The organism is Heliorestis convoluta (assembly GCF_009649955.1).
Classification (GTDB): Bacteria; Bacillota; Desulfitobacteriia; order Heliobacteriales; family Heliobacteriaceae; genus Heliorestis; species Heliorestis convoluta.
On record NZ_CP045875.1, the window covers coordinates 1,044,751 to 1,057,711 of the forward strand.

9 protein-coding genes are annotated in these 12,961 nt (G+C 42.2%); 7 read left to right on the forward strand and 2 right to left on the reverse strand.

The genetic code is table 11. From position 1 onward, the window contains the following. Nucleotides 1–373: 373 nt before the first annotated feature. From FTV88_RS04795 to FTV88_RS04820, 6 genes are all read left to right on the forward strand, one after another. The gene (locus FTV88_RS04795) at nucleotides 374–1,309 is read left to right on the forward strand and encodes an Rpn family recombination-promoting nuclease/putative transposase (RefSeq protein ID WP_153724642.1); all 936 of its coding nucleotides are present in this window, start codon (nucleotides 374–376) and stop codon (nucleotides 1,307–1,309) included. Nucleotides 1,310–1,568: 259 nt separating this feature from the next. Continuing rightward, nucleotides 1,569–1,793 carry a DUF1659 domain-containing protein gene (locus tag FTV88_RS04800; RefSeq protein ID WP_153724643.1) on the forward strand — a complete coding sequence of 75 codons (225 nt, stop codon included), beginning with the start codon at nucleotides 1,569–1,571 and terminating at the stop codon, nucleotides 1,791–1,793. A gap of 62 nt (nucleotides 1,794–1,855) precedes the next feature. Next, a complete protein-coding gene (locus tag FTV88_RS04805; protein WP_243137329.1) occupies nucleotides 1,856–2,086 on the forward strand; it encodes a DUF2922 domain-containing protein in 231 nt (76 codons plus the stop codon). 145 nt (nucleotides 2,087–2,231) lie between these two features. Further along, the gene (locus tag FTV88_RS15610) at nucleotides 2,232–2,405 is read left to right on the forward strand and encodes a YvrJ family protein (RefSeq protein ID WP_207707913.1); all 174 of its coding nucleotides are present in this window, start codon (nucleotides 2,232–2,234) and stop codon (nucleotides 2,403–2,405) included. 463 nt (nucleotides 2,406–2,868) lie between these two features. Next, nucleotides 2,869–4,353, forward strand: a complete 1,485-nt coding sequence (locus tag FTV88_RS04815) for an S-layer homology domain-containing protein (protein WP_153724644.1) — start codon at nucleotides 2,869–2,871, stop codon at nucleotides 4,351–4,353. Nucleotides 4,354–4,492: 139 nt separating this feature from the next. Next, nucleotides 4,493–6,220, forward strand: a complete 1,728-nt coding sequence (locus FTV88_RS04820; protein WP_153724645.1) for a hypothetical protein — start codon at nucleotides 4,493–4,495, stop codon at nucleotides 6,218–6,220. Nucleotides 6,221–6,329: 109 nt separating this feature from the next. On the opposite strand, the gene FTV88_RS04825 is transcribed toward FTV88_RS04820, so the two are convergent. Then, complete coding sequence (locus tag FTV88_RS04825) at nucleotides 6,330–9,899, reverse strand: S-layer homology domain-containing protein (protein ID WP_153724646.1); 3,570 nt, start codon at nucleotides 9,897–9,899, stop codon at nucleotides 6,330–6,332. 466 nt (nucleotides 9,900–10,365) lie between these two features. On the opposite strand from FTV88_RS04825, the gene FTV88_RS04830 reads away from it, so the two are divergent. Next, a complete protein-coding gene (locus tag FTV88_RS04830; RefSeq protein ID WP_153724647.1) occupies nucleotides 10,366–10,902 on the forward strand; it encodes a hypothetical protein in 537 nt (178 codons plus the stop codon). 138 nt (nucleotides 10,903–11,040) lie between these two features. On the opposite strand, the gene FTV88_RS04835 is transcribed toward FTV88_RS04830, so the two are convergent. Continuing rightward, nucleotides 11,041–12,333 (reverse strand): RNA-binding domain-containing protein, encoded by a 1,293-nt coding sequence (locus FTV88_RS04835; protein WP_153724648.1) that lies wholly within the window; start codon nucleotides 12,331–12,333, stop codon nucleotides 11,041–11,043. Between the last annotated feature and the right edge of the window lie 628 nt (nucleotides 12,334–12,961).

The following is a 12,961-nucleotide window of genomic DNA, read 5'->3' on the forward strand; positions in this document are numbered from 1 at the left end:
GCAATAGCCTTGTTCTTGCTCTTTCGCCTGCTCGCCCCTTTAAAAGACTGCCAAGGCAATCTTTTAAAGGAAAGGGTACGTTCCCAAAACTATTGTGAACATTCGGAAAATTTTACGATAACAAAAAAACCTAAATCAAAAGGCATCTGCTGGGAACAAAACCGGCAGGTGTCTTTTTGATTAAGCAAACAACCGCCCCAGTACGATTCAAAGACTCAATCAAAAAACTATTTGAAGAACAAAACCTTTCTATTATATGGAAATACAAACAATTCTGTTATAATAAAGCTAAAAGACACGAGAAGAATCCACAACTACGAAACGTACAGAAAGCAGAAATAAAAAGAATTTTTAAAAAGAGGAAGGTGACAAAATGACAAGACAAAAAAGCAACCTAAAAGAAATCAAAGCAATCAACCGCATCAACGACTACGCCTTCAAAAGAATATTCGGCTCAGAAGAAGGCAAAGAAGTACTCATCAACTTCCTTAACGCAGTCCTAAAACTTCCACAAGACAGAGAGATCAAAACCATAGAACTACTAGACAGAGAAATCGAACCAACCTACTTATTAGATCGAGGAGCCAGACTGGACGTACTAGCAAAGACAGAAAAGGGAACACTGATCAACATAGAAGTACAAGTAGGCAACCAGTACAACATAGACAAAAGAACCCTCTACTACTGGTCCGGCCTTTATCATGGTCAACTCATGCGCGGCCAATCCTTTAGAGAACTACGTAAAACAATAACCATAAACATAATAGCCTTCAACTGGTTCCCCGACGAAACCCGCTATCACCGTAAATTCCACATCCGAGAAGAAGAAACAGGAGAACAACTAAACGACGACCTAGAAATCCACTTTCTCGAACTAGATAAAGCAAAAAAACTAAAGCGAAAACCGCAAACCCCTCTAGAAGCATGGCTAATGTACCTAAATAACCTAGAAGGAGAAGAATTGGAGGAGATAGCCATGGAGAATCCGGCCATAAAAAAAGCAGTCACCATAGAACAAGCCTTCATGAAAAGCAACATCGAAAGAAGAATCTACGAACTAAGAGAAAAAGCAGTACGCGATGAAATATCCGCATTAGCCGGAGCGAAAGAAGAAGGAAAAGCAGAAGGCCGAAAAGAAGGCATTCAACAAGGTCACCAAAAAGGCATTCAACAAGGTCGCGAACAAGCAGTACACGAAAAAACCATAGCTGCCCTAAAAGCCGGCCTCGAAGTCAACCTCGTAGCTCAGATCATGGGGTTAGACATAGAAGAAGTACAAAAACTAAAAGAAGAACTGAACAAACCATAACGAGCCCTAACAAGGGTTCGTTTTTTTATACCCTCACGAGAACAAGGAAACCCTTCACCAAAGCAAATCCCTCTCCAATGCCAGAACAAATATTCCAATGAAAAACAAAGCATTCCAACGCAACAAGAACCTATGTTCCCCTAAACACCCCCAAAAGCCCAATTCACCGCCAGAACAACTTTGCCAAAAAAGGAACCCCCTGCTATGATTACATTGTAACCGGTTACAAACACTAGTTCCAAGAAAGGAGGTTCCCCATATGTCAGTTAATACCACCACAGCCATGTCGACGTTACGCATCGTAGTTCTAGGTCAAACCCTCGACGACGGCACTCTACAGCTACAGAATCGTGACTTCAGAGGCTTAAAGCCAGTCGCTTCTAACGAGGATGTCTACGAAGTAGCCCACTTACTCGCTTCATTAATGGACCATCCCCTAGAAGAAGTACAACGCATCGACGTAAACAACCTAGTTAGCGCCTAATTAGGAGCAGGCATCGAACAAGCCCGCGCAACGACAGCACCAAGGCAAAGGAGGTGAAATCATTGAGCATAACGCGCAACACCTTAGAACTCGTCTTTTCCAATCAACTAGGACGTGATGTTACCCTGCGGATTCGGGACCCGAAGACCGACGTAACAACAGAAGAAATTCTAACTGTTATGGACGGAATCATCGCCAAAAACATCATCAACTCTACAGGCGGCGACTTGGTCAACAAAAAAGACGTCCGCTTCTTAACTACAACCATTGAAGATCTCTACGACCCAGCATAAGCAAGGGCAACACCAGCACACCAACACACCAACATCGAGCAATACAACCACCAACTACCACAACCAACGGCGTGAACCCTCTATCAACGCTCACTCATCAACAACAGAAGCAGGAGGACTTCTGACAAAAAATGGAGGTGAGACATTGATAGGGACACCTATAATAGAAGAAACTTTTCTTCACGCCTTGACCAACGTCGGATTTCCCATGGCACTAGCCTTGTTCTTGCTTTTTCGCCTAGAAAGCAAAGTAGGCTCATTAACAACAGCCATCGCAGAACTCACTAGCAAAGTAGAACTCTTACGACACCTCGAATAACCAACACAATAAACAACACAGAGGGGCCGATTCTCACTGCGTCGCTTGAAAAACGACCCAGGAGAGCCGGCCCCTCTGTATTTTTCACTATGACTCACCCGCCCGCGTCCACGGACAAAACAGAAAACCTCTTAAATCAAGACTTTGAAGTCATCACTTGAAAAAAGATAACGTCACAAAACCAATTACCATGGAATAAATAGTCACAAATTGCTATAATAAACATAACAAAGCAAACCAAAAGAAATACCCTCTTTATTTATACATAGCACTTGCATCGTTGATAGAGCTGCCCCATTCCAAACCGCAACCCTTTAGTAGAAACGACTTACAGAATCTTTGTACGTTAAAAGCGTACTAAGATAAAATCCTTTTTTATTACATAAAGAGGGGGGTATCCAGAGAATACACAGTTGCCAATAAAAGAAAAAAACCTAATCAAAAAGAAGGAGGGTACTGAAATTTGTTCAAGCCTAGAAAAAAGAGAAAGATCTTAGCAATTATCACCATGATAACCTTGTCTCTAACAATGCTCCCCCTATTGGCACTTGCAGGCACCCCACAGGATATCCAAGGACATTGGGCAGAAAAATGGATTGAAAAAATGATCCAAAAAGGCATCGTATCAGGCTACCCAGATGGAACATTTCAACCAACCAAAGAAATAACCAGAGCAGAGTTTGCCACCATAGTCAACAATGCCCTTGACAAAAATGATGCTACAGCAGAAGCCAACTTCACCGATGTAAAAACATCAGACTGGTATTACAGACAAGTTGCCATCGCCAAAAAAGAAGGCTACATATCAGGATATCCCGATGGCACCTTCAAGCCGAACCAACCAATAAGCCGACAAGAAGCCGCTGTTCTAATGACCAACTTACTAAAACTCGATCAAAATGCACAGCTACGCTGGTACAGCGATCAGAACCAAATCGGCAACTGGGCCGCTACAAGCATCGCAGCAGTAAACAAAGCAGGCTTAATGCAAGGATATCCCGAAGGAACCTTCCAACCCCTAAATCCAATAACTCGAGCAGAAACAGCAGTCTTAATCGATAAAGTACTAGAATACAAAAGCGCAATAATACCCCAAGAAGAATCCGCACTAAAAGGCATAGTGCAACTGAATGGACAAGCCCAAACCGATGCCAAAGTAAAACTATTCAAGCAAGGCACAATTGAAGTAATAGCAGAAACCACCACAGACCAAAAGGGACAATACTCCTTTGACGTCGAAGCAGGTCAATACGACCTAACAGCAGAAAAAAGCAACAGAATTGGCTATCTAACAAAAGTAGACAAAACAGCAAGCAGAAACATTGAACTACAAGCAGCCGTCCAAGTAACAGGGAAACTAACCGACAAAGACGGCAAAAGCGTCAATAACGCAGCCATAGCCTTCACCACAAACCCCACGTTCCTAACCAAAACAGACAACAAAGGCGAATACAGCCTCTATGTACTACCCAATCGCAGCTACACAGTACTAGCAGTCAATCCCACCAAAGAAAGTGACGGATTCCAAGTTGTACAACAAAATGTTGCCATTGGCCAAGAAAATACGACTTTAAGTGAACTGAAAGCCACCTTTGCTGTTACCACCCCCGTTGTCGGCGGTGGAGGAGGAGGGGGCGGCTTTGGCGGAGGCGGCGGTACTGGTGGTACCGGTGACGATAGCGCCGACTCTAATAACGATAGAGTTAAGCTCTTCAGCAAAGCCCAAAGTCACGGAATGCCTACATCTGAAGTAAAAGTAAAAACTGGTGATTCCTATGAAAAAAGATATACAATTTACTTTGATGGAGTCCCTTTGGCTAAAGCAACAAATGAAACTGTTATTGTAGCGTCTGAACTACTTCGTGATTCTACAAGGGTTGATATTATTATTGATGGCAGTGATAGCCTTAAGCCAGTTGACAGTGTTACACCTGTAATTGATTTTTAACTATGAAAAAAGTTTACCAACCAATAATACAAAAAGCGTGACCGTAACGTTACAGATTGTTGATGCAATAGCAAATGCATTCAAGAGATAGAAAAATGGATCCGCTGCACTCATTAGACTAAGAAGGAGGAATTATTAAATGACAAGAAAACGAACAAGCAAGATTTTACCAATCTTGCTTGTATTGACCATGCTATTTACACTGATAGCACCTGCGGGAATGGCTTTTGCGACAACGCCAAAATTAGAGGTAATTGGAAGTGTGGACTTAGATTTTGGGCAATTGCCAAAAGGTTATAAATCAATACCAGAAAAAACAGTAACAGTAACAGCACGAGAAGCTGATTTTCTCCATCTAACCCCAGATTTGAAAGTTTTTGAAGTAAAACCGGTTGCAGGACTTAATCGGCTTTTGGAAAACGAGAGAGTTACCTTCACCATAAGCCCTACTCCTGAAATGTTACAATCACCAGGTGAATACAAAGAGACATTAGAAATATACGGAGTAGCTGATGTTAGTGGGCGGCCTACATCAATATTAGAGTATCCTGTAAACCTAATCATCGCAGATCTAACCCATAATATAGAGGGTAACAACAAGGTATTTGCTTCTGTAACAGAAGGTTATGCTGAAAATGAAATGGAAGAGGCATTAACAGTTACTATAACAGCAATTGGAGAGCATAACGACGTAACAGTGATGTTAAGTGGAGAGGATTCTAATAGCTTTGTGCTAGATAATGCTCCAAACAAAAAGAAGATTGAATTTGACAATGTAAAAGACGAGACAGTTACATTCACGGTAAGACCACAACATGGATTAACATCACAAACACATACAGAGAAAACGCATACAGCAGAAATAACAATCACATCTGACATGTTTCCTGAAGGTATCAGTTTTACATTAACTCAGGTCGTAAAACCAATACCAGAAATTAAATTACACGGCATAAGTACGAAAATTGAATTTGAAGATGTGACAGAAGGGTATCAAGAAGTTCAAGGCATAGAAGTTGCATTTACAACAGTAGGAGACCATGCCAACGTAAAAGCATCCATCGATGACAATGGCGCCAAAAATTTCAAACTAATAAAAAATGGCTCTAGCAAAACCAATTTCGATTTCGGCGACCTACAACACAATAGAGAAATAAAATTCATAGTAAAACCAGAACTAGGTTTAGAAGCAAAAAAACTAGCAACCGAAGAACGTGAACCGGAAGAATATACAGCGACAATCACAATCACTTCAGACAAAGATGAGGTAAGCTTTATAGTAAAGCAGGTTGTGAACCCAAAAGGAACTTACTCCATAAACATAGACCCGGTAATAGATGGAACAGCGCAAGTAATAACCAACCCAAGCAAAAGAGCAGCAAAAGGTGATATAGTAACTATTTATATATCTGATATTGAGGTTGGGAAAAGACCCAGAATTGTCACAGTAAACGGTGGACAGGTTAGCGTTACTCCAGTAGAAGGAAAAGTAGGAGAATACACCTTTGTAATGCCAGAAGAATTAGCTGCAGTGGAAGTGAGCCTAGGCAATATACGAGGCCATATTGTCCACTTAAAAGACAAGAATAATATCCTCTTGGTAGGAGAACATGCTTTTGAATTGGGAAATGAACAATACAACCTAAACAATTTCTTGAAAGCAAGCGATAACTATTTAGACATGACACAGGATGGAAAGTATGCTATCTACTACAAAGCAGGTGGCAAATGGTACAACCTTGTTAAAGCAGAAGGAATTGGCCTTGTAGAAGCAGCTGAAGTAAAAGATCTTAATCAAATCAATAGTAGAATTAATAAAAAAGGCATCTACACATACATGAACATGGGAGAGCCTGATAATTTGTAACGCATGATTAAAGAGCTGCTAATTTGTCGAATGTTGACAAATTAGCAGCTCTTTTTTTGATATGACTATGGAGCACCGGTTAGAAGGAAAGCAACATACCCACCCATACCTAAGAAATCAACCGTGCTTGAATCAATAAATTTCTAATAGCCTGGGCTGCTTCAGCATAGGTAAAGGTATCCTTCGGATCAAGCCTTTCCAAAGTTTTACCTTGAAAGACGCCAGCACCCACCGTTTTCTTCACAGATTCATAAGCCCAGGTCGCAATTTGATCTTTGTCCACATAATTTTCAATTCTACTCCGATCTACTTCTTCCAATCCAGCCCTATCCATGGCTCTCGCATACAGCGTCATAGCTTCTTCTCGCGTTATTGTCTCGTCAGGTCGAAAGGTCCCGTCAGGGTAGCCTTGGATCAGGCCATAATCTACAGCCACCGTAATCGCGTCACCATAGGCATGGGCCAGATCAACATCGGTAAAATAGGCTTTGCTCACATTCGTTCTATAGATACCCAAAGCTTTGGTGATATACTCCGCGAAGTCACCTCTTGTAATAGAAGCATCAGGCCTAAAGGCGTCTGGATTATTAATAATCAACCTAGAGGCCATATCATTGACGGCATTTTGTGACCAGTGGTTCTCTACAGAGGCGACAGTTATAGGATTCCAGATCACAGAGTAGCTTGAATTTGTCAAAGAATTTAACTTGGCGTACCATTTTCCATCTTCCACAAATACTTCCGTTGGGATATGAGCAAAAGTTCCATCAAAAGGGTTATACACGATGCCTGTCGTTATCTTATTCCGATCAACCTCCGCGGGAATGGCTACAACTCTTGAAACATAACGATTGAACGTAGAAATGGCTACCTTGCTTTCACCGCTAGGCGTCATCGCCTTTGCCACAACTTGGAACTCAACGGGAGGAACAAGAACTTCATAATTCTTAGCCATTGCTTGCGCTGCTATCTCTTGAGCGTTCTCGCCGTCAACTTTTACAATATCTACTTCTATATCGATTTCTGCCAAAGAATCGGCACCTACTTGTAGTAGGGAAGCGATTTCTTCAATAGCAATATCTCTAGCCGGTAAAATATAGGCCACCTCTCCGGTATCGATTACCAGGCTAAATTCATTTTGCTCCATCTTTTTGACAATATCGCCTGTTAAAATACTTTTTACGTGCTTTGCATCGGTTCCCGCAACAGGTACGACGATTTTGTTTTCTTGAAGCCCTTTTGTCGCCTCTTTTTCTGATGAAGATACTTCGTCGATGATTCGACTGATCACAGCAGAGTCTGTTCTGATTTCAACCAACTTTTCCCCATCTACTTCTATAAGAGTACTCGTCCCTGCATTTTGTTCTTTATCATTCACAACAATTGATATCTCTGACTTGAATAGCACTGCATCTGATGTTGTAGGATCAAGCGCTGCGCCCGGCACCCCTGGAAGGAACCCTGCGCCTGGCTCTAAAGTTCCCGAAGCATTACCAGAGCCCCCAGAACCAGACCCACCAGACCCTGATGAACCTGTTGAAGAACTACTTCTTCTTCGAATCGTAAAAGTGCCTGTCTCAAATTGAATGATATAGTTGGCTGCAGTGATGCCAGAAGGCGTAATCATATAAGTCCCCACAGATTCACCTTCTTCACGAACCAATGCCAGAGTACCTTCTATAACAGAGGGAGTATCACTCGCAATCAACCCCACATAGCGTACAGTAAAAACAGGATCGGACGAGCCAACCGTTTTCACAGCATCATTGGCGATAACCAGCAACTCTCTCTTTGTCACGTTCAAGGTACCATTTTCGTAAGTGATAGCATAGTTTTCCAACCCAGTGCCGGCTGCTTCGCTGATCAAGATATCATAATCGCCCACCATTGCGCTCGCTGCAGCACCATTGCTATGGAAATTCACAAAACCTACGCTATCATCATTGATGAGTCCCTCAGTGCGAAACTCGTAACCATCAAAAGTATGAAGATCACCGTACCTTTTGGTAACCCCATTGGCAGCAATCGTGAGATCTTTTTTGTGAATTGTTAACACTTGAGAGACAGAAGGCGCAGGACTGTAGTAAGAGTTGCCAAGCTGAGAAGCTGTAATGGTGGTAGAACCTGCCCCCACAATCGTCACAGTATTGCCTACCACAGTAGCAACGTGGGGATTAGAACTAGCAAAAGTTACCGCAAGATCGGAGCTGGCTGTTGCTACTAGATCAAAAATATCATCCCCATAGGTCCGAGGCGCCAGTGCTTCAAAAAGAATCGTTTGTTCCATCAGAGAGGCTGTCGTAAAGCTTCGCTGTGGTCCATAGCTTGTCCCCAAGGCATTGGTAGCAAAAGCTCTAACATAATAAGTCGTACTAGGACTGAGATCAGTCATCGTAGCTGTAAAAGAACCGATCCCGCTACCACTTATAACAGTACGATTATCAATCGTAGGAAACGGTGAAGTGCCATAGGCCAAACCTCTAGAAGTAACATCTAGAGCGCCATCGCTGCTAACATTGCCACCAGAAAGGGCGCTATTAAAGGTAATTGCCGAAGGCACCGCTGTATCATTTACCGTCGGTGGAGCTTGGACAAGACCACTTGTTACATCCCAACGATAGACCCCAGGCTCACCAATGTTTGAACCTGTAACAATTTGTCTGAAAGTAGGTTGACCAGAATGAAAAAGCTCTGCATAGGAAACTTGGAACAAGCTTCCAGTAGACCACCCAGCAGTAGGCCAAGCAGAATTATTGCCAGATCGGGCCCATTGTAACTGATGGTAACGAAGCTCGATTTGAAAATCCTTAGAACCAGCCTCGCCAATTCTTCGCAAAACAATCTGATAGGTATTTTCAGAATCATCACTGCCATCAATGGGGTTCCGAAAAGGCCGTACATTTTCAAATGTAACTACAACATAGTTTTCAGCAATATTTTGATCATAATAAATCGTACCGCCCTTCCAGGGATCAAGATCATCAAATTGCGCCGCTATAATAGGTCCCCGCGTATATTGCGTGATGCCCAAAGGACTATAGCCACTATTACCATGACCAAAAGTGATATAACCATTGGTGCTAATGTAAAGATCCCTGTAATTGTTACCACCAAAATCAATACCATTATGAAAAACATTCGTTATGGAAACCCTTGCGTTATTATCATCTGCTCCAGATAAAATAGCCTGGTCCTCTCCCAAAGGAGCCAACAATGATGCACCAAGACCAAAGTCCTGAAAGGTCCCCATAAATGCTTCATCAACATCAACGTCTACTTGCGAATAAAGGTCATACTTGCTTTTTCCAGCTACCTCATCGACAAGCCAACCCTCCACGGTCCTATCTTCATAACTCGACCCATCGTCCATAGTAGCATCTCCATGACTCGCTCCATCGTCCGCAACTGCATCCCCATGACTCGCCCCACCTTCCACGGCCCCATCGACTTCCTGTGTAACACCAGCTTCACCTTCACCAAACTCTTGTTGCTCACCAACACCTACAGTCTCATCAAAAATTGCTTCATCTAAATGCAGTTGATAATCAGCATCCGCAACCCTTTCAACATCCTTTGTCGAAATATTAGAACCCAGATCATCGGCCATTACAGGTATCAATCCAACAAATAACAAAATAACAAAAGAGGCAACAAATATCTCTATTCTTTTCCCCATCATAACAGCCCCCTTAACCAATCAAGGTCACAACACTTCCGGTTAAAAACCCAACGAACCAACCCATCCTCCTTTCTTCACAAAAACGTAGAAACAGAACAAAAACAAACCACCCCCCGCTTATATAAAACCTAAATCCATCTATAGGAAAATTTTAAAACTGAATTCCAGTTCAAAGTTAAAAATAAAACAGCTTTACTGTTTATTTCTAGTAATTTCATATCCCTTCCTTCAAATAACCTTATAAAACTTATTTATAGCCAAGGGTATAACCAAAGTAGCCATAGGAGTAACCAACAGGAAGAGAAAAAATTGTTCACCTGCTACCGATGTCTCATGACAGCGCACCAAACCCTTCGCTTATGGATCCCAAAAACTTCAAGAACCACCCCCGCACAACATACGGTATAATGACTTCATAACACAACAACCTCACAAGCCGAAAAAACCAACCCCAGGGAGGTAACGCATGAATCACCCAAAAACTCTAACAAAAAAACTTCCTCTCCTCACCATAACCATCCTACTCCTAACGACCCTCTTCATCACCGGCTGCAACACCAAAGCACCTCAAAGCAGCACCATAACCCCTCTCGAAATCCCACAAGAAATCAACGAACTCACCCCATACCTTGAATCCCACCTCCCCCCAGAAGCACAAGGCAACGTAAACATTGGCACCAAAGCCAACGGCATGTACGGCACCGTCGCCGTTGTACCCCTACAAAAAGAAAAGGGCAACCAAGAACAGATCCGCCAATACGCCCGAGACTTCATCTTCGCCACCTATCGCACGGACTTCCCCATCGACGTGGCCGCCATTACAGTGCTCCACGCTAACGGGGAACAAGCCCTCACCGTCATCGTCGGAAAAAACACAGAACACTTCCTCGACGAAGAAGTATGGAAAGAAAACACCATGACCACCGACGACTTCTTCCAATGGCTCACCGAATCTAGAACAAGCCACGACGACCCCGCCCAAAGCATCGTCCTAACCGAATAAGAGCACAAAAAGACGGTTCTACTTTGTTACCCCGCATTGACGGGAAACAACAGAAGAACCGTCTTCTTATTTTTACCGCCCCCCTAACAGTAAGAGGCAAGGAGACCAGGGGGAACGCCCAGGGTACTCGATCTCTTATCAAAAAGAACCCTTAACGAGTTGATAAACGGTATTTCTAGCGTTACCTTTTTGAACAATGAAACCTTCGTCGAGTAGCTTATTCAAAATTATTGTTACACTAGATTTACTTAATCCAAGTTCTTTCTCTAATTCTCTTCGTGCAACCCTTTCTTTCCTTCCGATAATCTCCAGAACTTTTTCTTCATTGCTTTTCAGATCTTTCTTATATCGAGTATTTGGTAGAACAACAACAAATGCATTGTCCGATATATGAAACTCAGGATCAACCCGAAAAGAACGATAGCTCTCTTTGATTCGCTGAATACCTGTTCCATAGCTTTCAATAAGCTTTAGTCTATAAAAACAGTTCGCTAAATTTCTATTTCTGCTTTCCGAAACGCCTAAGAAAATGTCCTTTTGTGTTAAACCTAATACGAGACCACCGATAGATACAATTTCAATTCTATCTTCGAACACATGAACAAGAATGCTACCACCAAAGCTGTAATCTCTGTGTACAACCGCATTGATTAAACTTTCTCGTATTGCGAAGTATGGATAATCAGGTATCTCTACTCTACTTAACCCCTCGAAAGTTGATTCTACTTTGTTTTGCAAGTTAATATATTCATAAGCCTCGGCGAGTTGTTTCAAAATTGATCCATGAAACTCTTTGCGATCTCTAAACTCTAGCTTACTCGTTCCTTGATAGATAGCACATTTTATGGAATGCTCACATTGGTCGGATAACAAAAGTCCTAAATTCGTAAAGTACCCATCTTCATCTGCCATGCCTAAAGTTCTATATTGAGCTTCTTTAAAAGGCAATCCCTTTTCTTGAAAAACATTTTTAGCATATTCAAAAGATAGATCTTGCTTTAGACAACGTGTCTTCTCAAATGTGTTTCCGTCGCTATCAATAATCATTTGCCGAATCGCTTCTTCTGAAGCAGGACTTGATGTTATACCATGTCTTACAAACACACCACTCGGCCTTAAGCCTTTACTAGACAAATGGTACGGTCTTTTTGTTCCTTTTGATACTTCTATTACAATGATTTCCTTCTGCTCTGCTTCTATTATAGTAGCAGAAGTATGCATTGATATATCGGGCCTTATTGAATCTCGAATCATATTGCTGATTGATTCTAAATCTTGCTGAGCATTTTTGAGGCCAATAACATTTCCGTGATCATCAACACCAATGTATATTTTTCCGCCATTTGTATTAGCGAAAGCCAAAATTTCTTTTTTTACAGAATCATTAAGCTCGGATTTTAGCTCAATTTGACTTGTCTCTCTGAATTCCATAAATTGCACCCCCCCTTAATACCAATTATACCCATTAATCGAAGGATCTACAACAAACAATATATTCGATTGTTCGTTATTATTCGATTAGAAAACGAAAATAGCTACCTTGTGGTGGGTTCAGGCGTTATGAATTCCTTCCGAACGGACTCATCCCACGCCATGAGCGGCAGCAAGCTGCCGATGGCTGAGGTCTGAAGTCCTCTCTCCAGGAAGTCATAACGCCTGACCCAGGTACATTTTGCTGGTTGTGACTGAGTTTTGGCCTATTGCAAATGCAAAAAAAATAAGCAGTTGCATATATTTCGCAAAGCAATGTCAACGGAAAGTAACAATCAGCAAAAGTCCTCTGGGCCTGGGCATCACGCTTTCCGCAGCGGGACTTGGGACCTCAGCGTATCAGTAGCTTGCTGGCGGTAACAGCGTGGGACCAGTCCAGAGCGGAGGAAAGCGTGATGACCTGGCCCCTGTATAAAGTAACTCCAACGTAATCAGGAAATATTGATATTGATCTTTATCTTTAACTGTACAGGCGAGCAGGAGGGTTTTTCCGAAAAATCACTTTTTCAGTGCTCCTACGTGCTCTGCTATGCTACTTAAGCCCTTGGTTTTTCTCTTCTTTGCAGGG